Source organism: Hymenobacter yonginensis (assembly GCF_027625995.1).
Lineage (GTDB): Bacteria > Bacteroidota > Bacteroidia > Cytophagales > Hymenobacteraceae > Hymenobacter > Hymenobacter yonginensis.
Genome location: NZ_CP115396.1, coordinates 2,264,474 through 2,286,325, shown reverse-complemented (window position 1 = coordinate 2,286,325; position 21,852 = coordinate 2,264,474). Strand labels below are relative to the sequence as shown.

22 protein-coding genes are annotated in these 21,852 nt (G+C 62.3%); 15 read left to right on the top strand and 7 right to left on the bottom strand.

All coding sequences use genetic code 11. The annotated features are described in order from the left end of the window. The first annotated feature begins 37 nt into the window (after positions 1 to 37). The 9 genes from asnA to O9Z63_RS09895 all read left to right on the top strand — a co-directional run bounded on the left by asnA (position 38) and on the right by O9Z63_RS09895 (position 8,178). Entirely contained in the window at positions 38 to 1,045 is a 1,008-nt protein-coding gene (asnA, locus tag O9Z63_RS09935; RefSeq protein ID WP_270129180.1) for an aspartate--ammonia ligase, read from the top strand. Positions 1,046 to 1,402: 357 nt separating this feature from the next. Next, complete coding sequence (locus O9Z63_RS09930; RefSeq protein WP_270129179.1) at positions 1,403 to 1,726, top strand: hypothetical protein; 324 nt, start codon at positions 1,403 to 1,405, stop codon at positions 1,724 to 1,726. Positions 1,727 to 1,979: 253 nt separating this feature from the next. After that, positions 1,980 to 2,336, top strand: coding sequence for a cupin domain-containing protein (locus O9Z63_RS09925; protein ID WP_270129178.1), 357 nt, complete (start codon positions 1,980 to 1,982; stop codon positions 2,334 to 2,336). A gap of 111 nt (positions 2,337 to 2,447) precedes the next feature. Continuing rightward, entirely contained in the window at positions 2,448 to 2,792 is a 345-nt protein-coding gene (locus O9Z63_RS09920) for a DUF3140 domain-containing protein (protein ID WP_270129177.1), read from the top strand. 158 nt (positions 2,793 to 2,950) lie between these two features. After that, a complete protein-coding gene (locus tag O9Z63_RS09915) occupies positions 2,951 to 4,552 on the top strand; it encodes a protein adenylyltransferase SelO (protein ID WP_456298820.1) in 1,602 nt (533 codons plus the stop codon). A gap of 271 nt (positions 4,553 to 4,823) precedes the next feature. After that, a complete protein-coding gene (locus tag O9Z63_RS09910) occupies positions 4,824 to 6,152 on the top strand; it encodes a leucine-rich repeat-containing protein kinase family protein (RefSeq protein WP_270129174.1) in 1,329 nt (442 codons plus the stop codon). 312 nt (positions 6,153 to 6,464) lie between these two features. After that, positions 6,465 to 6,944, top strand: a complete 480-nt coding sequence (gene msrB, locus O9Z63_RS09905) for a peptide-methionine (R)-S-oxide reductase MsrB (protein WP_270129173.1) — start codon at positions 6,465 to 6,467, stop codon at positions 6,942 to 6,944. Between the two features lie 75 nt (positions 6,945 to 7,019). Next, positions 7,020 to 7,814, top strand: coding sequence for a HipA family kinase (locus O9Z63_RS09900; protein ID WP_270129171.1), 795 nt, complete (start codon positions 7,020 to 7,022; stop codon positions 7,812 to 7,814). Further along, the gene (locus tag O9Z63_RS09895; protein WP_270129256.1) at positions 7,792 to 8,178 is read left to right on the top strand and encodes a DUF3037 domain-containing protein; all 387 of its coding nucleotides are present in this window, start codon (positions 7,792 to 7,794) and stop codon (positions 8,176 to 8,178) included. The genes O9Z63_RS09900 and O9Z63_RS09895 overlap by 23 nt, the downstream gene beginning before the upstream one ends. A 122-nt stretch (positions 8,179 to 8,300) precedes the next feature. Here O9Z63_RS09895 and O9Z63_RS09890 read toward each other — a convergent pair whose 3' ends face one another. From O9Z63_RS09890 to O9Z63_RS09880, 3 genes are all read right to left on the bottom strand, one after another. Beyond that, positions 8,301 to 10,385 carry an ExeM/NucH family extracellular endonuclease gene (locus O9Z63_RS09890; RefSeq protein ID WP_270129170.1) on the bottom strand — a complete coding sequence of 695 codons (2,085 nt, stop codon included), beginning with the start codon at positions 10,383 to 10,385 and terminating at the stop codon, positions 8,301 to 8,303. Between the two features lie 227 nt (positions 10,386 to 10,612). After that, the gene (locus tag O9Z63_RS09885; protein ID WP_270129169.1) at positions 10,613 to 12,658 is read right to left on the bottom strand and encodes a HelD family protein; all 2,046 of its coding nucleotides are present in this window, start codon (positions 12,656 to 12,658) and stop codon (positions 10,613 to 10,615) included. An 86-nt stretch (positions 12,659 to 12,744) separates the two neighbouring features. Beyond that, positions 12,745 to 14,280 carry a SulP family inorganic anion transporter gene (locus O9Z63_RS09880; protein WP_270129168.1) on the bottom strand — a complete coding sequence of 512 codons (1,536 nt, stop codon included), beginning with the start codon at positions 14,278 to 14,280 and terminating at the stop codon, positions 12,745 to 12,747. A 348-nt stretch (positions 14,281 to 14,628) separates the two neighbouring features. Between O9Z63_RS09880 and O9Z63_RS09875 the strand changes: the two genes are divergently transcribed. Then, complete coding sequence (locus tag O9Z63_RS09875) at positions 14,629 to 14,886, top strand: hypothetical protein (protein WP_270129167.1); 258 nt, start codon at positions 14,629 to 14,631, stop codon at positions 14,884 to 14,886. A gap of 140 nt (positions 14,887 to 15,026) precedes the next feature. After that, positions 15,027 to 15,368, top strand: coding sequence for a hypothetical protein (locus O9Z63_RS09870; protein WP_270129166.1), 342 nt, complete (start codon positions 15,027 to 15,029; stop codon positions 15,366 to 15,368). A gap of 90 nt (positions 15,369 to 15,458) precedes the next feature. Here the strand turns inward: O9Z63_RS09870 and O9Z63_RS09865 are convergent, their stop codons facing one another. Beyond that, positions 15,459 to 15,809, bottom strand: coding sequence for a DUF3592 domain-containing protein (locus O9Z63_RS09865; protein WP_270129165.1), 351 nt, complete (start codon positions 15,807 to 15,809; stop codon positions 15,459 to 15,461). 193 nt (positions 15,810 to 16,002) lie between these two features. Continuing rightward, positions 16,003 to 16,833, bottom strand: coding sequence for a formyltetrahydrofolate deformylase (gene purU, locus O9Z63_RS09860; protein ID WP_270129164.1), 831 nt, complete (start codon positions 16,831 to 16,833; stop codon positions 16,003 to 16,005). A gap of 332 nt (positions 16,834 to 17,165) precedes the next feature. Between purU and O9Z63_RS09855 the strand changes: the two genes are divergently transcribed. Further along, on the top strand, positions 17,166 to 17,435 hold the full coding sequence (locus O9Z63_RS09855) for a hypothetical protein (protein ID WP_270129163.1): 270 nt from the start codon (positions 17,166 to 17,168) through the stop codon (positions 17,433 to 17,435). Positions 17,436 to 17,663: 228 nt separating this feature from the next. On the opposite strand, the gene O9Z63_RS09850 is transcribed toward O9Z63_RS09855, so the two are convergent. Continuing rightward, positions 17,664 to 18,155, bottom strand: coding sequence for a hypothetical protein (locus O9Z63_RS09850; protein WP_270129162.1), 492 nt, complete (start codon positions 18,153 to 18,155; stop codon positions 17,664 to 17,666). Between the two features lie 143 nt (positions 18,156 to 18,298). Here O9Z63_RS09850 and O9Z63_RS09845 point away from each other — a divergent pair, with 143 nt between their 5' ends. From O9Z63_RS09845 to O9Z63_RS09835, 3 genes are all read left to right on the top strand, one after another. Beyond that, positions 18,299 to 18,463 (top strand): hypothetical protein, encoded by a 165-nt coding sequence (locus O9Z63_RS09845; protein WP_270129161.1) that lies wholly within the window; start codon positions 18,299 to 18,301, stop codon positions 18,461 to 18,463. A gap of 157 nt (positions 18,464 to 18,620) precedes the next feature. Then, positions 18,621 to 19,409, top strand: a complete 789-nt coding sequence (locus O9Z63_RS09840) for a hypothetical protein (protein WP_270129160.1) — start codon at positions 18,621 to 18,623, stop codon at positions 19,407 to 19,409. 334 nt (positions 19,410 to 19,743) lie between these two features. Then, on the top strand, positions 19,744 to 21,075 hold the full coding sequence (locus O9Z63_RS09835; protein WP_270129159.1) for a PIN domain-containing protein: 1,332 nt from the start codon (positions 19,744 to 19,746) through the stop codon (positions 21,073 to 21,075). Between the two features lie 234 nt (positions 21,076 to 21,309). On the opposite strand, the gene O9Z63_RS09830 is transcribed toward O9Z63_RS09835, so the two are convergent. Next, positions 21,310 to 21,846, bottom strand: a complete 537-nt coding sequence (locus O9Z63_RS09830) for a pyridoxamine 5'-phosphate oxidase family protein (RefSeq protein ID WP_270129158.1) — start codon at positions 21,844 to 21,846, stop codon at positions 21,310 to 21,312. Positions 21,847 to 21,852: the final 6 nt, after the last annotated feature.

The window sequence follows — 21,852 nt, the reverse complement described above, 5'->3', positions numbered from 1 at the left end:
ATAAAATCATTCACGTCACTTAAATAAAAAACGCATCATGACTGCCCCCGAAATGCTCAAAACCGAAGAAGCCATCAGCTTTGTGAAAGACACCTTCTCCCGGGAATTGTCGTCGCAGCTGCACCTGGTGAAAGTATCCTCGCCGATTGCCGTGCTCGATGGCACCGGCATCAACGACGACCTGAACGGGATTGAGCGGCCGGTGGGCTTCCCTGTGAAGGCCCTGGACGAGCGCCGCGCCGTGGTGGTGCACTCGCTGGCCAAGTGGAAGCGGGTGCGCCTGCAGGAGCTCGGCATCGAGGCCGGCCGCGGCCTGCTCACCGATATGCGCGCCCTGCGCCCCGACGAGGACTACTCGCCCATCCACTCCATCTACGTAGACCAGTGGGACTGGGAAAAGCACATCAGCGCCGAGCAGCGCACGCCGGAGTTTCTGCAGGCCACCGTGGAGCGCATCTACGAGGCGCTACGTACCACCGAGGCCCGCATAGCCGAAGCCTACCCGGAAATTACGCCGGTGCTGCCCGCTAAAATCACGTTTGTGCACGCCGAAGACCTGCTGCGCCAGTACCCGACCCTCACGCCCAAGGAGCGCGAGCATGAGGTAGTGAAGCAGTATGGCGCGGTGTTCCTGATGGGCATCGGCGGCGAGCTGAGCCACGGCGAAGCCCACGACGGCCGCGCCCCCGACTACGACGACTGGAGCACCGAAACCGCCGCCGGCTACCGCGGCCTCAACGGCGACATTCTGCTCTGGCACCCCATTCTGCAAACCTCCTTCGAGGTATCATCGATGGGCATTCGGGTGGATAAGCACGCGCTGGTACGCCAGCTGGCGTTGCGCGGCTGCGAAGACCGGCAGGAGCTGTCGTTTCACTCACGTTTGCTCAAGGACGAGCTGCCGCAGAGCATCGGCGGCGGCATTGGGCAGAGCCGGGTGTGCATGTTCATGTTGCGCAAAGGCCATATCGGGGAAGTACAGGTGAGCATCTGGCCCGAGGCTGTGCGCACCGAACTGGCGGGGGCCGGGGTGGGGCTGCTGTAGGGCACCCTGAAAACGGTTTTCGGGGCGATGCGCAAGCGGCGCCCGCCGGAGTCAGGCGCGCATCGTTCCGGAAACTTGCATAGGTTCGCTACCTCCAACAGCGAAGCGGAGAAGCAGGCTTGGCGGCCGGAGCTTCTCCGCTTTTTCTATGTCTGCTGACTGCTTTTAGGCCGCTTTGAAGCATTGGGAGGTGCACCAGAGCAGCCGGAAAGGAGGGAAGCCGAGGGCAGGGGCGCGGCCGCGGCCGGCCACATTGGCACCATGCTTGCAAATGCCCCGCCAGACGCTTCGGTGCAGGCTGTGGCCCGCACCCGGCTTCCTTGCCCAAACGGTATTCATCCTGTAATCTCCCTTCCCATGAAAACGCTCCTGCTGTCCTTAGCCGCCGCTGTATTGCTGGCCACTTCCGCCGCTGCCGCGCCCCTTGCTTCCCGTGTTGATGACCGCTGGGAGCGGAAATCTGACCGCGACCATGACCACGACAGAGGTCACAGAGACGATAAACGCTACGACAAGAAAGGCAAAGACAAGAAGTACCAGGACCGCCGCGGCTACGACAACCGCCGCGACAACGACAAATGCCAACGCGACGGCCGCTACTCCCGCGACGAGCAGAAGCGCCGCAACGACCAATATGGCTACGGCCGCCGCGAGCCGGTAAAGCGCTTCCCCGGCCGCTAATCGGCCCGGCCGCCGCTAATTTGCCCCGATAACGTCGGCCCCGCTTCCTCTGGAGGTGGGGCCGACGCCGTTTGGGCCATGTGGGCGGCTGGGCTCCGTGAGAAATAATGCCGGCTGATTTATAGGGGATTGAGTACTTTGATTCCGGAAGGACGGAACGCCGTCGCGCCCGGCCGGGGGCCTGCCGTCTGTGCTTTCTGTGTCGTTTCTCACCAGTTAAAAGTTGTTTGTTATGTCGCAGCCAGATTCTCTCATGGGCCCGCTGAAGGGAGCCGACCACCGGGTAGTGGGCGGCGTTGCTATTGATGTGGTGCGCACCGGCGCGGCGCGGGTAAAGCGGGTGGTGTATCCGGTGGGCTTCCGGTGGTCGAAGGACATGCAGCCGGTGGTGGGCACGGCCCTGTGCCAGCACGCGCACGTGGGGTTTCTGGCCCGGGGTGAGTTTCATATTCAGTACGCCGACGGGCAGGTGGAGCAGTTTGTAGCCCCGCAGGCCGTGGCCATTGCGCCCGGCCACGACGGCTGGGTGGTAGGCGAGGAGCCGGCCGTGCTGATTGAGTTCGACTTTGAAGGCGAAACTGTGCAGCGCCTGGGCCTGCCAACGCGCTAGCCGCGGCCACCGGTAGCCCTTCACCGGCAAAAGCCAAAATCGTGTGGTAACCTGCATGCCCCAGCTCGCAGTACAACCGAGTATCTTTTCACTGCTACCCGTTTTGTACCTATGGCTACTTCTGCTTCCGGCGACATCTACGCCGACTTCAAACACGATGTGAACATGACCGCCGCCGAGCTGGAAAAGTGGCTGAAAACCGAAGAATCGAAATCGGTGGGACAGGACAGCGGCGACGGCACCAGCGTTGGGCACCACTCCGGCGAGCGTATCGTGCAGATTCTGCACAAGAAAAAGGCCGACCTCACCGCCGCCGACGAGCAGCACATGCACAAGGTGCACAGCTACATCAGCCGCCACCTGGCACAGGGCCCGCACGACCAAAAGGACGTGAAAACCTCACGCTGGCGCTATTCGCTGATGAACTGGGGCCACGATCCGCTGAAAAAAGGGTAGAAGCCAAAGAGCAGAAGGTCAGCGCCTGACGTTAGCGCCCGCCCGCATCCGTGAACTGCCGGTGGCCTCAGCTGGTTTAGGCAGCAGCCGGCCGTTGCACGGCATGCAGGTGGCCGCTTTTGGCGACCTTGCGGCTTCGTTGCCGCCGCTTCTTTCGTATGCTCCGTATGCCTCACCCTCTTCAGTCGCTGGAAAGCGCCGCTTTTCAGAATTCTTTTGTCGACACGCTGCGCGGCGACGCCTCCTTGGACAACAGCCCCCGCCAGGTGCCGGGCTACCACTATTCGCGCACCGCGCCCACGCCCGTTGCCGATCCGCACCTGCTGGCGTGGTCTGAGGAAATGGCGGCGTTTCTGGGCTTGGCGAAACCGGCCGAGCGCGGCCCCGGCGCCGCCGTGCTGGCCGGCAACCTCGTAACCGAAACCATGAAGCCGTTTGCGGCGCGCTACGGCGGGCATCAGTTCGGCAACTGGGCCGGCCAGCTCGGCGACGGCCGCGCCATGAGTTTGGGCGAGCTGACGGCCACCGACGGCACCCCGTGGGAGCTGCAGCTAAAAGGCGCCGGCCCCACGCCCTACTCGCGCCGCGCCGATGGCCGGGCCGTGCTGCGCTCCTCGGTGCGGGAGTTTTTGTGCTCCGAAGCCATGTACCACCTCGGGGTGCCCACCACCCGCGCCCTGAGTTTGGCAGCCACTGGCGACCAGGTGGTGCGCGACATGTTCTACGACGGCAACGCCCGGCCCGAGCCCGGCGCCGTGGTGGCGCGGGTGGCGCCCACATTCGTGCGCTTCGGCAGCTTCCAACTGCTGGCCGCGCTGGGCGAAATCGACAACCTGCAAGCCCTGGCCGACTACGTGATTACGCGGTACTTCCCGGAGCTGGGCGCGCCCTCGCCGGAAGTGTATGTGCGCTGGTTTGCCGAAATAAGCCGCCGCACCGCCGTGATGGTAGCGCACTGGCAGTCGGTGGGCTTCGTGCACGGCGTGCTCAACACCGACAACATGAGCATCCTGGGCCTCACCATCGACTATGGTCCCTACGGCTGGCTGGAGCCCTACGACCCCGACTGGACGCCCAACACCACCGACTTCGGCGGCCGCCGCTACGCCTTCGGGCAGCAGCCGCGCATAGGGCTCTGGAACCTGATGGCGCTGGCCCAGGCCCTCGGCCCCCTGCTGTTCGACCCGCAGGCGCTACGCCCGCTGCTCGACGAGTACGCCGCCACCTTCAACGCCACCTACCGCCAGTTGATGGCCCGCAAGCTTGGCTTGGCCACTTTCGCCGCCCCCGACCACGCGCTGCTGGAAGCCCTGCCCGCCGCCCTGCAAACCGCCGAGGCCGATATGACGCTGTTTTTCCGGGGCCTGTCGGAAGCTGTGCCGGCGCTGCTGCAGGAAGATGATGACGCCCTGGACACGCTGCTGGCCGCGGCCTGCTACACCGAGCCGGGCAGCGCGGCCCACGTGCCGCTGCGGGCGTGGCTGGTGCAATACGCCGGGCGGCTGCGCCAGGAAACGGCAGCGCCCGAAGCCATACAGGAAGGCATGCTGGCCGTTAACCCCAAGTACGTGCTACGCAACTACCTGGCCCAGCAGGCCATCGAAGCCGTCGAAGCCGGCGACCTGGCCCCGCTGCACCGGCTGCAGCAGGTGCTGAAGACGCCCTTCACCGAGCAGCCCGGCCACGATGACCTGGCCGCCAAGCGGCCGGAGTGGGCGCGCACCAAGCCCGGCAGCGCCACACTGTCGTGCAGCTCGTAGGGGCGGGGCAAATGCAAGTTGCGGACAGCAAAAACTAGAGCTAAAGCTAGTTCCCCTCCTTGGAAAGGAGGGGCTAGGGGTGGTTGATACTCGGCAGGACGTCAACTAGAAGTAGATTCTAGAACCATCCACCAATCATCAACCACCTCTAACCCCTCCTTTCCAAAGAGGGGAACTAGCTTTCTAGCTCTTGTCGTACACAACATAAAGTAGCAAGCCGGGAATAGGGCGGTGTGCTGCCGGTTTGCGGTTCGCTGCCGACCTTTGGGGCATGCATACCCTTGAAGAGCTGCGTAGCGGCCAACTGGCCGGCGCCCGGCGCCTCGACCTATCCGAAAACCTGACCGAGTTTCCCCGCGAGATTTTCAGTCTGGCCGATACGCTGGAAGTTCTCAACCTGTCGGGCAACGCGCTGGCGGCGCTACCCCCGGATTTTGGCCGCCTGCGCCATCTGCGCATCCTGTTTTGCTCCGATAACCGCTTCACCACGGTGCCCGAGGTGCTGGGCGAGTGCCCGCAGCTGAGTATGATTGGCTTCAAGGCCAACCAAATCCGGACGCTGCCCGGCGCGGCGCTGCCCCCGGCCCTGCAGTGGCTTATCCTCACCGACAACCAGCTCGAAGCCCTGCCGCCCGAAATCGGCAACTGCCAGCACCTGCAGAAGCTGATGTTGGCCGGCAACCGCCTCACCGAGCTGCCCGAAACTCTGGCTCGCTGCACCAAATTGGAGCTTCTGCGCCTGGCTGCCAACCGCCTCGCGGAGCTGCCCGCGTGGTTGCTGGCGCTGCCGCGGCTGTCGTGGCTGGCCTACGCCGGCAACCCGTTCAGCGAAGCCGCCGAAGATGCGGCGCTGGCGCAGCATCCCATCGGCACGATTGCCTGGGACACCCTGACGCCGGGCCGGCTGCTGGGTGAAGGCGCGTCGGGCGTGATTTCGCAGGCTCGCTGGCAGCCCGGCGGCCTGCAGCCGGCGCGCGAGGTGGCCGTGAAGGTGTTCAAGGGCGCCGTGACCAGCGACGGCCTGCCGCACTCCGAAATGGTGGCCTGCATCAGCGCCGGCCGCCACCCCAGCCTGGTGCCCGTGGATGGGCGTCTGACCGGCCACCCAACCGGGGCCGAAGGCTTGGTGCTGGAGCTGATTCCGCCCGATTTCGTCAACCTGGCCGGCCCGCCCAGCTTCGCCACCTGTACCCGCGACGTGTACGCGCCCGGCACCACGTTTGCGCTGCCAGCTGTGCTGCGCCTCACCCACGGCATAGCATCAGCAGTGGCGCACCTGCACCGCCGCGGCATCCTGCACGGCGACCTGTACGCCCACAACATTCTGTACACCAGCACCGGCGCGGCCCTGCTCAGCGACTTTGGCGCGGCCTGCTTCTTTGCGCCGCAAGCCACCACGGCGCGGGCCCTGCAGCAGCTGGAAGCCCGGGCCTTTGGCTGCCTGCTGGAAGAGCTGCTGGTGCACTGCGTCCCGTCGGCCGCCGAACAGCCGCTGCTGCCGCGCCTGCAGCAGCTCCGCGACCAGTGCCTGCAGCCGGAGGTAGCCAGCCGGCCGTTGTTTGCAGAAATAGCGGCTGCATTGGCGGAAGTAGCCGGGTAGAAATGACTATCAGAACGGTGTAGAGACGCAATATTTTGCGTCTCGTCGTTGCTGATGTTGTTTAGCCGGCGCAGTTCCGAGTTGTTCGAAGACGGGTCCCGGCCCGGCGGCTTTTTCCAGCCGTCGGGCCGGTCGCTGAATGAACGAGGCGGCCGCACGCCGATGCTGCGGCAACGCCAGTCGCTGCAACGTCAGCTGACAACGACCGGCCCGACGGCTGGAAAAAGCCGCCGGACCGGAGCTGCTGCAGGTATTGCGTTTCCACCTTGATACGAGCATCCTACTAACCCGCATCAATCCCAAACCCGCCTTATGCTGCGCTGGAAAGACGTGCTGATTTTTGCCCGCTACGCCAACCCTGAGCCACCCCGGCGGGTGGAGCTGAGCGAGGAGCAGTGGCAGCAGCGCCTGACGCCCGCTCAGTACGCCGTGCTGCGCGGCCGCGGCACTGAGCCGCCCTACCGCAACGCCTACTGCCGCTCCTACGAGCCCGGCCGCTACCACTGCGCGGGCTGCCACAGCCTGCTGTTCGACTCGGCCACCAAGTACCACGCCATTTCCGGCTGGCCCAGCTTCACCCAGCCCACCACGCCCGCCGCCATCTGCTACCTCCCCGACGACAGCCACCACATGCAGCGCATCGAGGCCCGCTGCAATGTGTGTGGCGGCCACCTCGGCCACGTTTTCCCCGACGGGCCGGCGCCGGCCGGGTTGCGCTACTGCATCAACTCGGTGAGTCTGGTGCTGGATTCGGAGCCCGGGGCTGCTGCCGATGGGTCGGCCATTACGTAACCGCCGGCCGCCGGCTGCTTTGTGCGGCTTTTGTGCGTCCTTTGCGCCCCAACCTGCTTAGACCCCCGACGCTGTATGCTGGCAAGTGACCTTTCGTTGAGAACCGTTGACGTGACGCGCTACGTGGCCCCACTGCGCGAAGGAGGCTCGCTGCCAGCGTTGGTGGAGGCCGACGACGGCTTTCTGTACGTGGTGAAATTCCGCGGGGCGGGCCAAGGCCCCAAGGCGCTGGTGGCCGAGCTGATTGTGGGCGAGCTGGCCCGTGCGCTGGGCATGAAGCTGCCCGAGCTGGTGTTTATCCGCCTCAACGAAGCGTTTGGCCGCACTGAGCCCGACGAGGAAATCCAGGATTTGCTGCGCGCCAGCACCGGCCTCAACTTGGCCCTGCACTACCTGGCCCGCGCCAGCACCTTCGACCCGCTGGTAACCACCGTGGATGCCCGCCTGGCCTCGCAGGTGGTGTGGCTCGACGCCCTCACGCTGAACGTAGACCGCACGGCCCGCAACACCAACCTGCTGCTCTGGAATAAGGAGCTGTGGCTGATCGACCACGGCGCGGCCCTCTACGTGCACCACACCGCCCCCAACTGGGCCGAGCAAACCAAGCCGCGCGCGTTTCCGCAGGTGAAAGACCACGTGCTGCTGCCCTTGGCCTCGGAGCTAGCCGCCGTGGACGCCGAAGGCCGCGCCCGCCTCACGCCGGACGTGCTGCGCGCCATCGTGGCCTTGGTGCCCGACGAGTGGCTGCTGGAGCCCGACCGCACGCCCGAGCAGCAGCGCGACGCCTATGTGCAGTTCCTGCAAAACCGCCTGGTCGCATCAGAAACCTTTGTTCAGGAAGCCAATGCTGCCCGAGAAGCACTTATTTGAGTATGCCGTGCTGCGCGTGGTACCGCGCGTAGAGCGGGAAGAATTCTGCAACGTAGGCGTGGTGCTCTACTGCCGCCCGCTGGGGTTTCTGCAGTGCCGCTTCCACCTCGACGAAGCCCGTCTGCGCGCTTTCGGTGGCCCTGCCCTCGACCTGGACGAGCTGCAGGCCCGGCTGGGCGCGTTCCAGCGCATCTGTGAAGGCCGCCGCCACGGCGGGCCCATCGGGCAGTTTGGGGTGGCCGAGCGGTTTCGCTGGCTCACGGCCACGCGCAGCACTGTGCTGCAAACCTCCGCCGTACACCCCGGCCTCTGCCTCGACCCAGCCGCCACCCTGGACCGGCTGTTCGAGCAGCTGGTAGGGTAGCGCGGCGCCGGTCGTGGTGGTCTGCACCGTACAACTTAAACAAAATCAGCCCGGTGTAGAAACGCAAGATCTTGCGTTTCTACACCGGGCTGTTGGCTTATGGAGTCAGCTTAGATACCTTCTTATTCCTTCATCACGCGCTGGGTGGCGTCTACGCCCTGGCCTTTGATGCGGAGTACGTAGAGGCCGGGGGCCAGGTGGGCGGTGGCGCGGTTGAGCTGCGCCTGCAGCAGCGCCTGCGGGCCCTGCAGGCGCAGCATGGTAGCGCCCTGCGGCAGGCTCATTTCCAGCGAAATCGGGCCGGTGGTGGCGGGTAGCTCCGGCAGGGCGAAGGCGCGGGCGCCGCCCTCGGGGTTGGGGTACATGTAGAGGCGCGAGGCGCTGATGCTGGTCGGGGCGAGGCCCTTGAAGTTCACGCCAATCAGCACCGGGTCGTGGTCGGAGGAGCGGAAGGGGCTCTTGGTGTCGGTGTCGGGGCCGGCGGCGTCATACTGCAGAGAATTCGGCTCGCCGGAGTTGATGTTCCATTTGTGCACGTCAATGAACCCCACCATGTTGGGCGTTACGATGCAGTGGTCGAGGGAGCCAGTGAGGCCCTTGAACACGTAGGAGGCGCTGGTGGGCGGCGTCACGACCACTAGGCCGGCGGCGCGCAGGATGTCGAGCGGGTCTTCTTCGTAGTTGGAGTTATAGTCGCCGATGCAGATCACGCGGCGGGCGCCGGCCGGCTTCACGGTCTTGTTCAGGAACTGCACCAGCTCGCGGGCCTGGGTGCGGCGCCGGTCGTTGGAGCCGCCCTGGCCGTCGTTCTGGTCGGCATCCACGCCCTTGCCGCTGCTCTTAGACTTGAAGTGGTTCACGACCAGCACCAGCGTGTCGGGGCGGGTGGTGCGGCGGGTGGTGAACAGCTGGGCCAGCGGTGGGCGCTCGAACACACCGGGCGTGGCGGCCACCATGGCGGCTTTCATGGGCGCTACCGTGGCTGGCTTGTAGAGGATGGCGCACCGGATAACGTCGGTGTTGTTGGGCTGCTGGCTGGCGCCGCCGTCGTTGATGAAGGCGTAGGTGCCGGCGCCGGCCACCTGGTTGAGGCCGTTCACCAGGTCCTGCACCGCCGACTCGGGCCCGAAACCGTCGTTTTCCATCTCACTCAGCCCGATGATGTCGGCGTTCATGGCCACCAAGCCAGCAATGATTTTGGCGCGCTGGCGGGCGAAGTCCTCGGCGGTTTTGGCGCCGCGGGGAGTGGGGAAGCCGCCGCCCGCGCCGTCGCCGTTGAAGTAGTTGAGCACGTTGTAGCTAGCAATCTTCAGGTCGAGGCGGCCGAAGGTGGGCACGGCCGGCCGGCGCACGTTGAACGAGGGCGCATCGGAGCCGGGCAGAGGCTGGATGCGCCACTTGCCGTAGCTGAAGCCCATGATGCCGCGCAACCGCGCCACGGTGCTGCCCACCCGCACGGTGCCCAGCACCGGATCAACGAAGGGCATGGTGGTGGGCTTGGCGGCGGTGCCATCGTCGAGCACCAACGACCGTTCGAGGTTGGCGGTTTGGTAGGCATTGACGGCGGCCACGTTGCTGGTGCCGGTGCTGGCGGTGCCGGTGGCGGGGTTGTCGTTGGGGTCGATGAACTGGGTGGGCTGGTAGAGCGTGCCGCCGGTGGTCAGAATCAGCTCGCCGCGCTGCTTGAGGCTGTACACATCGGCCACCGTGAGCGGCACCGGAAACTGCACGCGCATGCCCTCAAACCGCTCCAGATCGGCCGAGGAATACTGGCCGGCGGGCAGCACCGAGAAATCGGGGAGCTGGTTTTTGGGCCAGAGCACTTCCACGGTGGGCTGCGTGAGCACGGCCTGGGTGTAGGAGGGCGCATCGGCGCTTTCCAGCACCGTGCCTGTGATGCGCACGTTGTCGCCGATCTTCACTTTGGCCTCGGGCTGCACCACGTAGAGGGCGTCGGAGGTGGCGGGGTTACCGTCGGTGGCGGCGGTGGCTTCCTGCACGTAGAAGCCGCCCGGGCTCAGCCCCGGATACACGCCCGTCACGACGCCCTCAATAGTGTAGGTGCCGGCCGTGGCCGCCGGCCCGGTGCCCTGAATGGTGCCGATGTGGGTGATGGCCGGCGTGGACTGGGCAGCGGCGGGCCGGCTGCCGATGGGAAAAGCACTGATCAGAGCGAGAGCAGCAAAGCGAGTAGAAATGGTGGGCATATAGAAGAGCGGGAAGAAGTAAGCAGTTTTTAAAAGTATCACTTAGGCGCGGGATAATTACATAAAATTGCGAACCGGCCGAAGACAAAAAAAATCTGTTCTGGGTAGCCGGGCAAGGCTAAGTATGAAGCTCTGCCCGGCCACCCAAATCAGACGATGGCAATGCCTGGAAATACGTCAGCTGAGTGAGATACCATGAGGCAGCTAACAGGCGCCGAAAAGCTGCATCAGGCCGACAAAAAGCCCGTCAGCTCCCCTGAATAGGTAAGCGTGAGCTGGTGCATGGCGCGGGTGCAGGCCACATACAGCATGCTGCGGTCCACCTCCGTTTTGTAAACGCGGGCCGATACAAACGGCACCACTACCGCATCAAACTCCAGCCCCTTGGCCAGGTGGGCCGTGGTGATGATGATGCCTTCCTTGAACTTCGTGGACTCATCGGTGAGCAGATACACGCCCGCTGCTTCCAGCGCCTCGAAAGCCTGCTCCGCCTGCCGCAGCGTCTTGCAGATGATGCCCAGGGAATGGTGGCCGGCGCCAGGAAAGTCCGTGATAAGCTGCCGGAGGGCCTGCATTTCCTCGTCGCGGCTACCGAACTGCAGCACGGCAGGCGCGGGGCCGTGCCGCTCCAGCGGGATGATGTGCGGGTTGGGGGTGATGCGCTGGGCGAAGGACGTAATTTCAAGCGTGGAGCGGTAGCTGCGGTAGAGGCGCATCACATCGGCCTGCGGGAAAACCCTCTCAATGGTTTCGGCCGACGACGCGCTGTAGGGGTTCACCGTCTGGCTCACGTCGCCGAGGATGGTTTTGCGGCAGTGGAACAGGCGCGATAGTACCGCGTACTGCACGGGCGTGTAGTCCTGCATTTCGTCGATGAGCAGGTGCTTGACGTGGTCGTAGCCGGGCAGGCCTTCCAGGCGGATGCGCAGGTAAATCAGGGCAAACACGTCGGCGTATTCCAGCGGCTGGCTGGGGTGCATATTCAGCAGCTCGGGCCGCCCGATCCAGCGGTAAAAGTCGCGGTAAAGCTCCGGCACCTGGTGCAGCCGGAACATACGGGGCAGGGCCTCGCCGATGGTGCCCTTCTCCTGGCCCGTGAGCTTGCGGCCCACGGCGTCGCGCACGTGGGCCCGCACGTCGTTGGCCACCAGCGCAAAGCGCTTCAGCAGCGGCACCCGGTGGTAGGTTCGGAACTTCTGCTGAATGAAAGCGGCGGGCACCACCGTGCGGCCCACGCGCAGCTCCGTCACGGTGAGATAGTTGTTTTCGATGTGGAGCAGGTACTGGTTGAGCTGGCTCAGGAACTCAAACGACGACTTGAACCGGATCCGCTCAATAAAGGCCGCGTTGTGGTGCTCCAGCAGGGCCGTCACCTGCTCGAAGAAGGTCTGGAACTGGTAGCGGCCTTCCAGAAGGTCGGCGGCCAGCTCCTCCATGCCCATTTCCGGCAGGTGCTCCTCGCCCAGCTCGGGCAGCACGTTGGAAATGTAGTCGGCAAACACCTTGTTGGGCGAGATGATGAGGATGTCCTTGGCGGCAATGGTTTCGCGGTAGCGGTACAGCAGAAACGCAATGCGGTGCAGGGCAATGGAGGTTTTGCCCGAGCCGGCCACCCCCTGAATCACCATCACCGTGGCCTCCTCGTTGCGGATTACCGCGTTCTGGTCGCGCTGAATCGTGGCGACGATGTTCTTCATCTTATCGTCGGAGGACTTGGCCAGCTCCTGCTGCAGCACGTCGTCGTGGATGTTCACGTCGCTGTCGAGCAGGAATTCCAGGCGGCCGTCCCGGATTTTGTACTGCCGCTTCAGCTCGATGCGGCCCTGCACCGTGCCCGACGGCGTGGCGTACGAGGCCTCGCCCAGCTCGAAATCATAGAACAGCGAGGAAATGGGCGCGCGCCAGTCGTAAATCAGGTTCTGGCGCTGCTGCTCATCAAAAAACGAATGCACCCCAATGTACACCGGCACGGCCGGCTGGTTCTTGGCACCGAAATCGAGGCGGCCGAAATAGGGCGACTGCACCAGCTTGAGCAGCCGGCGCTTGCGGCCCACGGCGCCTTCGCCCGTGAGGGCCATGCGGTTGATGGACTGGTCAGCGGCCACCATATCGGCCTCGTCCATGCCCGACTGGTTTTCGTGGATGTATTCCTTTTTCTGGCGCAGCTCGGTGGAGAACTGCTTCACGGCATTGTCCACGCGGCGCACGGCCAGCGTGAGCTTCTCCTTGATTTCTTCCAGGTACTCTTTCTCTTCCTGTTCGGTGGCGTTCATCACGGGCTGCTGAAAATAGACTTCAAAGGTGCCATCAAAAGCCGGGCTGCCGAAGCGCCGGGCGTATTTTGCCGGAGCGGCGGTAGCTACTCGGCCGTTACCACGCGGTACTCGGGGTCTTCCTGGATGTTGACTTCGATGAGGGCGCCGGCGTTGCGCAGCAGCTGGCGGCAGTCGGGGCTGAGGTGGCGCAGGTGCAGGGTTTTGCCCAGGCGGTGGTAGCGCTCCGTGAGCTTGTGCAGCGCATCAATGCCCGACATATCGGCCACCCGGCTTTCGCGGAAGTCGATGACCACCTGCGCGGGGTCCTGCTGCACGTCGAACTTATCGGTGAAGGCCTGCACCGAGCCGAAGAACAGCGGGCCGTAGATTTCGTAGTGGCGGGTGCCGGCGTCGTCGGTGTGCTTGCGGGCCCGGATGCGCTTGGCGTTTTCCCAGGCAAATACCAGCGCCGAAATCACCACGCCCAGCAGCACGGCCAGCGCCAGGTTCTGCGACACGGCCGTGACCAGCGTCACGAGCAGCATCACCAGCACGTCGGCGCGGGGCATGCGGCGCAGGATGCGCAAACTGGCCCACTCGAAGGTGCCAATCACCACCATAAACATCACGCCCACCAGCGCGGCCAGCGGCAGCTGCTCGATGAGGGAGGAGCCGGCCACCACAAACAGCGCCAGCGCCAGGGCCGCCACCACGCCCGACAGCCGCCCGCGCCCCCGGGATTCCAGGTTCACCATCGTCTGCCCGATCATGGCGCAGCCGCCCATGCCACCGGTGAGGCCCGAGGCCACGTTGGCCAGGCCCTGGGCCACGCAGTCTTGGTTGCCGTGGCCGCGTGTGTCGGTCATTTCGTCCACCACGGTCAGGGTCAGCAGACTTTCGGTGAGGCCCACCAGCGCCATGATAACGGAGTAGGGCAGCACCAGCGCCAGCGTAGCCCAGGTCAGGGGCACCTGTGGCCAGTGCAGCGTGGGCAGCACGCCCTTGATGGAGGCAATATCGCCCACCGACTTGGTGTCGAGGTTGCCCCCAATCACCAGCGCCGACACCACGATAATGGCCACCAGCGAAGCCGGCACGGCCTTCGTGAGCTTGGGTAGCAGGTAGACGATGGCCATGGTGAGGGCCACCAGCCCGAGCATCAGCAGGAGCGGGGTGCCCTGCAGCCACTGCTCTTCGCCGCCCGCGCCAGGCACCTTGAACTGCTCCAGTTGGGCCATGAAGATGATAACGGCGAGTCCGTTGACGAAGCCGTACACCACCGGCTGCGGCACCAGCCGGATAAACTTGCCGAAGCGCAGCAGCCCCACGGCAATCTGCAGCACGCCCATCAGGGCCACGGCCAGAAACAGGTACTCCACGCCGTGCTGAGCCACCAGGGCCACAATCACGACGGCTACCGAGCCGGCCGCGCCCGAAATCATGCCGGGCCGGCCGCCAAATACGCTCGTGATAAGGCAGATGACAAAGGCCGAGCCGATGCCCACCAGCGGGCTGATGTGGGCCAGCAGGGCGAAGGCCACCACTTCCGGCACCAGGGCCAGTGCGGTGGTCAGACCAGCGAGAATTTCGTTTTTAACGTTGATTTTGTACTGAGCCAGATAGGGCAGAACCTGAAACATAAACAGCTGAGAATTGACGGGTTTGGGCAAAACAAAAGCCGCCCACTTCCGGGCAGGAAGCGGCGGCGCAGGGTAAGCAGGCCAGTCCTCAGGGTGGGGTGAGCTTGAACGTATAGAGTGGGGTAAGGCGCATAAGCAGGGGCAAAGGTACGAACGGAGGCGGGTACGCGCCAGCGCGAAGGTGGCCAGTGGCCGCCGCTGCCCCACTGCCGGGATAATTAAGCGTACCTTGGAGGAAAGGCCAGCCCCGGTGGGGCATTGGGCCGCTGCCGTCTGCCGCGCTGTGCGGGTTGGCGCTACCTTCTCGCTCCATTGTCTGGTGGGGCGCCCCAGCTACGGGATTCCCTCATGTCTGCCTTCTACCAGCCCACAACCGAGCTGCTGCTCGCGCTGGGCTTCACGCGCTACGCCTCGCCGCCCCGGCAGGCCCGCTTCAGCCGCCCCAGCGCCTGCGGCCTCGAAACCATCGTGCTCTACGACGACGGCGAGCTGACGCTGCTTGAAAACGTGGACAGCCAGCTGCTCTACAGCTTCCAGGGCCGGCTGGCCTCGGAGGCCGAGTTCCGGGTGCTGCTGCGCCAGGTGAACTGGGCGGCGGAAGGGTAGGGGGCGTAGTTGTCAGTTGCTCGTTGCCAGGGCTGATTCACGGGACTGAGGCCAGCTGTGCTTCCGTCATTGATGGCCAGCTCGCGCCAATAGCTGCTGACAACTGACAACTAACAATGAACAACTAAACACCAAGAACCATGAACGACCTGTATCTGCGAAGCCTCGGCTTTGCCCCCACTGACCCGGCGCAGGGCGCCAGCCGACCCCCATTCAGCGACGCTTGGCGCTACCAGCACGACCAGTTGGCGCAGGATGGCGCCAGTCTGTTCGTTGAGCACCCGTTTGGAGTGGGCCGCTGCCGCCTGAGCGCGCTGGCCGCCCCGCTGGATGCCCAAGACGTGTTTGCAGATATGCCGCTGGACGACCGCCAAGCCCTGGAAACGGCCATGGCTGCCTTCTACGCCGCCCACGGCGGTATTGGTGCTGCGGCCGAAGTGTTTGAGCCTCACCAGTACCTGCCCTACCGCCGCCAACGCTAACAGCGAGCCACGCATGAGCCGGCCCGATTTCCGCTGCTGCCTTCGGGTGGGCTGCGGGAGCCGGGCTGGCTTGTTTGTGATAGGGTCAGGCTACAGCAACAGCAGGCCCAGCCGGCTCAGAATCACGAACTGCTCGGGGGCGGGGGCCGGGTAGCGCACGGTTACCTTCTGGCCGGTGATGAAGCGGGCGGCGCGGCACTTGCGGTGGCAGCGCAGCGTAAGCCACTGGCCCTGCCGGCCCTGGAAACGCACTACTGGAAACTCTTCCAGCCAGCGCTGGGCGTCGGTTTCGAGGGCCACAATGGTGCCTTCGGCGACGATGCTGGCGGGGGCGGTTCCCGAGCCAGGGCGGTAGTGTTGCCAGAGCCAGCGCAGCACCCAGCCCGCAATGGCCAGGTGCGCCAGCGCCAAGGCGCCGGAAACAAGGGGGAAGGTCGTCATCGGGCAGAAAGCTTGGAGGCCAATGGGGTATTCTGCGCGCAGCAATGCTGCTACAAGATAACAGAATTGGGGCCTTGTCCTTTAGGCTTTTACGAGGGCCTCACCCCCCCCCCCGGCCCCCTCTCCCGTGGAGAGGAGGAGCCTGACGACGTTTGGAAGGATAGCAGCCATTGGCAGTGCTGCTCTCGCCTGTCTATTCGAAGACGATGGTGCGGTTGCGGTGGACGAAGACCTGCTCGCGGAACACCAAGGTGAGGGCGCGGGCCAGGGTGATTTTCTCGACGTCGCGGCCGGCCTGGGCCATGTCGAGGGCGCTGTGGGTGTGGTCGGTGGGGATGACGCTCTGGGTGATGATGGGGCCCTGGTCGAGCTGGTCGGTGACGAAGTGGGCGGTGGCGCCGATGCTTTTGACGCCGCGGGCGTAGGCCTGGGCGTAGGGGCTGGCCCCCACAAAAGCCGGCAGGAAGCTGTGGTGGATGTTGATGAGGCGGGCCGGGAAGTGGGCCACAAACTCGGGCGAGAGGATGCGCATGTAGCGGGCCAGCACCACGTAGTCGGGGTCGTAGGCGTCGATTTGCTGGAGCACGGCGGCTTCGTGGGCTTCGCGGGAGAGGCCTTCGGCGCTGAGGTAGTGGTAGGGCACGCCGAGGCGCTCGGTGAGGTTGCGCAGGTTGTCGTGGTTGCTGATGACGGCCAGCACCTGGGCCTGCAACTGGCCGAAGAAGTGGCGCAGCAGCAGCTCGGAGAGGCAGTGGTGCTCTTTGGTGGCCATGAGCACGATGCGGCGGGGCCGGTCGTCGCGGAGGCGGATGGTGGCGTGGGGCAGGGCGGTTTGCAGGTCGGCGAGCAGGCGGGCGGGCTCGCAGGGGCCTTCGAGCTCGGTGCGCATGAAGAAATGGTGGTCGTGGCGGTCGACGAACTCGCCGTTGCGCAGGATGTTGAGGCCGTGGCGGTAGAGCACTTCGGTGATGCGGTACACCAGGCCCGGCTCGTCGGGGCAGTTGATGAGGAGGTAGTGGGTCATGGCGGATCAGCAGGGGAAAGGCGGCCGCAAGGATAGGAATAGATCGGGAGAATAGGGCCTCACTCTTAGTCTTCTTCTGATGACGTTGGGCAACGAGTGGCCTCACCCCCCCGGCCCCCTCTCCGGTGGAGAGGGGGAGCCAGACGACAGCGGGCGGGACGGGGTTTTGTTGGCTATGACTAGGGAAGCGGGATAAGGGAAGATGGAAGGGTTTCGGAGGGGTGTGGAGGCTTGGGGGAAGTAGGGGGCGCAAAACCTGCGTCAGATGGGGGCTGGGGACGCCTGTGGGGGGCAGATGCAACTCAAACAGGCTGGGTGGTCGTACGATAAGGATGGCAAATACTATCCCGGAAGAAGATTTCACCCCCGATGAGGCGCACAACACGGGCGCTGATCAGTGGCAGCAGAAGCGCACTCGCCGCGCCGAGATAGAGGCGGAAGCGCCTTCGCAGCGCACGTTGGAAACCCCGAAATTATTTGAGGCCAAGCCCGATGATGGGGCCGTGGTGCGCTTCTTCAAGCGTCTCGGCCGGATGGGTCAGGTGGTGTTTGGGGTGCTGCTGGCGGTGTTTATTGCCATCGTGGCGTTTGCTGCCGGCTAAGAATCGATGGGTTCGGTTGAATCCACGCTGTCCGCTCGGGTAGGAGCCGCTGCATTTTGCGGCCTCACCCCCCCGGTCCCCTCTCCCGTGGAGAGAGGAGCCAGACGACGGTGGGCGGTTGTAGAGACGCGACACTTCGCGTCTTGGCGTTGAGCGACTGAGGCGAACTGAGGGAGCTAAACAACGTCAGCAACTACGAGACGCAAGATATTGCGTCTCCATGGGGGCTTAGCTCGCTATAGAAACAGGAACGGGCTGGAGCTGGGGCGGCGCGGGGGCGTGGTGCCAGGCGTGCTGAAGCTGGGGCAGGGCGGAGGCGCGGGCGTCGCCAAGCGACCAGTCGAGGGCGCTTTCGATGTTGGCGAAGAACTGGATGTCGTAGTGGATGAAGTGGCGGCTGACGCGGATGAGGCTTTCCACGACCATCTGGTTGTACATGTTGCTGGTGGGCAGCACGAGGGCAATCTGCTGGATGGCGGGCACGGACACGCGCGGCAGCCAGGTAGTAGTGAGCCAGAACTGCTCTTCCAGGCCGAGGTTGGGGAGCTGGTGCAGGTCGAGGATAGCGCTGTGGACGGTGCCCTGCTCCACGAGTTGGGCTACACGGTTCATGCTGGCCCGGAAGTGGCGGAGGCCGGGTTGCGTGGGGTGCCACTGAAAGCGGAGCAGGTGGAGGTCGGGCTCATACTGGGCCCGGATATCGAGTAAGCGTAGAATCATAGAGCGCCGAAAAAAGGCGTTGTGCGGTGTTGGCAGAGAAAGGGGCTACAAGGTACGGTAACGGCGGCGGTAGTGGATTTGGAGGCGGCGTGGTTTTCCTGGGTAGTGGCCTGTGCTTATCGGTAGGTGCTATCTGGCAGGCAGTGGATGATAACTGGCAGGCAGTGGATACTAGCTGGCAAGTGGTGGATGCTATCTGGCAGGCAGTGGATGACGTCTGGCAAGCAGAAGATGGTGTCTGGCAGGCGGTGGATGACGTCTGGCAAGCAGAAGATGCTACCTGGCAGGCGGTGGATGCTGTCTGGTAAGTGGCAGATGCCAAGTGGCAGCTGGGGGAATCGAGGATATGGTAAGATAAGAGGGTGGCTAATGTAGTATAGATGTTTTGTTATATAAAAAAATAGTAGATTTTGCCGCTGGCTCTGACCGGCCGGAAATCCTTCATTTACTCCTTTACGCTTATTTATGACTACCAAACAACAAAACCAGGTGACGATGTATGCGGCGGTGCTGCGCTTCTTTGCGGAAGCGGGCGTGCCGCTGGTGGTAATTAAGAAAATTGCACAGGGCCGTGATGCGCTGGCGGCGCTGGTGGCCCGCATTGAGGCGGTGGCCGCGGCCCAAGACCACTCCACGACGGGCGTGACGCGGGACCGGAAGGTGGATGCGGCAGTGGGCACCATTGACGAATCGGAGCTGGCCGATGCGGGCTACGACCCGCAGGTGCGCCAGACGCTGCAAACCGACCTAGCGGAGCTGCTGGCCACGCAGGGCGAGGCGCGGCAGATTGAGACGGGCACCAAGGCGGCCACCGAGACGCTGCCGGAGCTGGTGCTGGCGGCCTCGGAGCTGCTGGAAACCCAACTGGACCCGTTTGTGAAGGCCCAGCAGCTGGCCCAGCCGGAGCTGGTGCTGCAATACGAAGCGGTGCGGCGCATTGTGCGGACGGCGGCGCGGCGGGTGCCGGAGTACCGGGGCGCGACGCTGCCGGGCAAGCCGGCGCTGGTGTACGACCGGCGCGAGGCGGGCGTGGTGGCGCCCATGCTGGGCAACCGCAGTGGCCGGGGCCTGACGCTGCGCTACTACACGGCGGCCACCCCGGCGGCGCTGCCGGAAGCGGGGCAGGGGCTGGTGGTGAAGAACAAGGCGGAGGTGCATCTGCCGGATTACAGCAAGCTGGGGGCGGCCGATGCGCCCTACCTGCTGGTGGTGCAGGAGCAGCTGGATGGGGAAGGGCGCTGGGTGGTGCGGTAGGGGCCTCACCCCCCGGCCCCCTCTCCCGTGGAGAGGGGGAGCCTGACGATTATTGGGCATGAGAAAGGCCCCGGCGCGGTTGCGGCGGGGCCTTTCTTTGTTTTGGGGCGGTATCGGTTTGTTGCTGGGGCGGCAGTGAAAGCGCAACATTCTAGCTGGTTACAAGTTACGCCGAACTAAATTCGCGCCAGAAGGGGAGTGTGATGTAGAGGCTGAGCATTATTAGTGTGTAAGACACCTACTTGATACAACTTATCGAGTACAGTTTAGGATAGAGAAGCAACTTGTTCGTATTATAGTGGCTAACTCAATAGTATAGCCTTGAAAGAATAAAATGGAAATAATAATAGATACTAATATTGTATACTCCGACTGGATGTTTAGAAATGCTGATTCGACAGCATTTTTAGAATATGTAAGACGAACTAATGCAAGAATATACGTTCCTCAAATAGTATGGGATGAAGTATTGAATAATTATGTAAATGCCTTAAAAACAAAGCATAAAAACTACGAAGACAATAGCAAGTTGTTTGGTTCTATATTGGTTGATACACCTGTACTAAAGATAGTAAATCTTGATTATGATGCTGAAGGACAACGCTATTTGACATGGTTGCAAAGACAGTTTGGGTATGATAACTTTAAAGTTATTAGTCATGGTGAGTTTACAGCTAGACTTGCAAAACGGTCTATGGCTAAAAGAAGGCCGTTTAATGGCACAAGTGAGAGAGAATTTAAGGATAGCTTAGTATGGGAGACAGTTCTAGATTTTATGTCAGGAGTGCTTGGTGCTAATGATACTGAACTTGTCTTTATTAGTAACGATAGCAAAGCATTTGGGCTTGATAAGAAAAATACTCAATCCACAAAATCTATTAGTTTAGACGCTACTAGGAATGATCTTCATGAACATCTAATTGAAGATTTAATGGAGTATAATGTTTTAGACAAAAAGTTTTCTTTTTACAGTACACTAGGTGGCTTTGTGTCTGAGCATTATGCTCCAATAAAAGGAATAAGTCCTGAGGGATTAATAATATTCCTAAAAGAGAAAAACGAGTTTAGGAATTTGTTTTATTTAATTTTTAAAGAAAAAATAAAAGAAATTAACGAAGCAATAGCTTTTGCTAATCCAAGATATATTATAGGTGAAGTGTCAATTGAGAGTGATTTATTATTTTCTGAAATACAGCAATTTTTTTTATTTAAAAATAGCAATGATATAATTAGTGTTTCTGGTATCTTGTTTGTTGCTGTTGGTGTAGGAATACTGTATAAAACCGATATTGGTGCTAAAAGTTATTTGTCAAACAATAATTTAATATTCGAAGTTAAAGTATTGGCTGACTATGCACTTGGTTTCAATAATTTAGTAATTGAATCCATGGTTGTTGCGCCCGAATCTAAGCTGGAATTTAATGGGTCTTATGTAGAAAAACGAAAATTTGTTAGTAGTGCCGATTCTGTTGTATGGAAAATAATAGACAATTTTTATGATTCTAATATCAATGATATATTTAAAATAGAAATGCTTGATTTCGAAAAAAGCATTAAGAATACTAAGTCAATTGACTTGGGTGTTAGTAAAGGAAATTCTAAGTATATACCAAATGCAAATGCATCATTACTGAAAATAAAAAAGCATAAAAATAAAAAACGGTGATAATATTCAGCTGAAATATGGAAAATAGCGAGGCTGCTTGGAGTTAAGTCACCTTGACAAAGACCGTTTCAACGTCCCCCGAATGCAACTCAACCCGCCGGCTATGTTTTCCAGTTTCTCCAGCATTTGCAGGAGCTGGGCAGGGCCGGAGTGGCGGAGGAGGTTGGGGGAGGGGTGTTTGATTGGCTGTTAGCGGGCGGCGCACTGGTTGCGGGCCCATGCCGCTGGTCCGGCTCAGATGCCGGTGGGCTTGCCGTCGAGGCTGCGGGTGTTGCGGGTGTGCCAGTACTGCGCTACCTGCTCGGGGCCGCGCTTGGCCATGCTGTTGTTTAGCTCGTCGCGCTCGGCTTGAAAGTCGAGGAAGGGGACGGCCATGCCGCAGGAGGTTTGCACCAGGTCTACGTCGACGACCAGAATCTGGCGGGCACCGGGCAGGGGCGGGAACAGCGGGAGCAGGGTGGCCCACTCGGCGTCGCGGGGGTGGTAGGTGGTGGCGGTGCCGTAGAGGCGCAGGATGGTGGGCCGGCCCTCGAAGGCGCACCACATGAGCGTGGTGCGGTTGAGGGCCAGCAGGTGGGCGGCGGTTTCGTTGCCGCTGCCGGTCAGGTTGAGCCAGGCCACGCGGTTGGCGTCGAGCACGCGCAGGGTGTCCTGGCCCTTGGGGGAGATGTTGACGCGCCCATCGGCGGCGGCGGTGCCCACGAAGAACAGGTGCTGTTGCTCGATAAAGGCCTGAATGTCGGCGCTGATGGCGGGGTAGTGCTTGCCCATGCGGAA

Coding starts and splice junctions, on each gene's coding strand:
- asnA (WP_270129180.1), top strand. CDS start 38: ATGACTGCCCCCGAAATGCTCAAAACCGAAGAAGCCATCAGCTTTGTG.
- O9Z63_RS09930 (WP_270129179.1), top strand. CDS start 1,403: ATGAAAACGCTCCTGCTGTCCTTAGCCGCCGCTGTATTGCTGGCCACT.
- O9Z63_RS09925 (WP_270129178.1), top strand. CDS start 1,980: ATGGGCCCGCTGAAGGGAGCCGACCACCGGGTAGTGGGCGGCGTTGCT.
- O9Z63_RS09920 (WP_270129177.1), top strand. CDS start 2,448: ATGGCTACTTCTGCTTCCGGCGACATCTACGCCGACTTCAAACACGAT.
- O9Z63_RS09915 (WP_456298820.1), top strand. CDS start 2,951: ATGCTCCGTATGCCTCACCCTCTTCAGTCGCTGGAAAGCGCCGCTTTT.
- O9Z63_RS09910 (WP_270129174.1), top strand. CDS start 4,824: ATGCATACCCTTGAAGAGCTGCGTAGCGGCCAACTGGCCGGCGCCCGG.
- msrB (WP_270129173.1), top strand. CDS start 6,465: ATGCTGCGCTGGAAAGACGTGCTGATTTTTGCCCGCTACGCCAACCCT.
- O9Z63_RS09900 (WP_270129171.1), top strand. CDS start 7,020: ATGCTGGCAAGTGACCTTTCGTTGAGAACCGTTGACGTGACGCGCTAC.
- O9Z63_RS09890 (WP_270129170.1), bottom strand. CDS start 10,385: ATGCCCACCATTTCTACTCGCTTTGCTGCTCTCGCTCTGATCAGTGCT.
- O9Z63_RS09885 (WP_270129169.1), bottom strand. CDS start 12,658: ATGAACGCCACCGAACAGGAAGAGAAAGAGTACCTGGAAGAAATCAAG.
- O9Z63_RS09880 (WP_270129168.1), bottom strand. CDS start 14,280: ATGTTTCAGGTTCTGCCCTATCTGGCTCAGTACAAAATCAACGTTAAA.
- O9Z63_RS09875 (WP_270129167.1), top strand. CDS start 14,629: ATGTCTGCCTTCTACCAGCCCACAACCGAGCTGCTGCTCGCGCTGGGC.
- O9Z63_RS09870 (WP_270129166.1), top strand. CDS start 15,027: ATGAACGACCTGTATCTGCGAAGCCTCGGCTTTGCCCCCACTGACCCG.
- O9Z63_RS09865 (WP_270129165.1), bottom strand. CDS start 15,809: ATGACGACCTTCCCCCTTGTTTCCGGCGCCTTGGCGCTGGCGCACCTG.
- purU (WP_270129164.1), bottom strand. CDS start 16,833: ATGACCCACTACCTCCTCATCAACTGCCCCGACGAGCCGGGCCTGGTG.
- O9Z63_RS09855 (WP_270129163.1), top strand. CDS start 17,166: ATGGCAAATACTATCCCGGAAGAAGATTTCACCCCCGATGAGGCGCAC.
- O9Z63_RS09850 (WP_270129162.1), bottom strand. CDS start 18,155: ATGATTCTACGCTTACTCGATATCCGGGCCCAGTATGAGCCCGACCTC.
- O9Z63_RS09840 (WP_270129160.1), top strand. CDS start 18,621: ATGACTACCAAACAACAAAACCAGGTGACGATGTATGCGGCGGTGCTG.
- O9Z63_RS09835 (WP_270129159.1), top strand. CDS start 19,744: ATGGAAATAATAATAGATACTAATATTGTATACTCCGACTGGATGTTT.
- O9Z63_RS09830 (WP_270129158.1), bottom strand. CDS start 21,846: ATGGGCAAGCACTACCCCGCCATCAGCGCCGACATTCAGGCCTTTATC.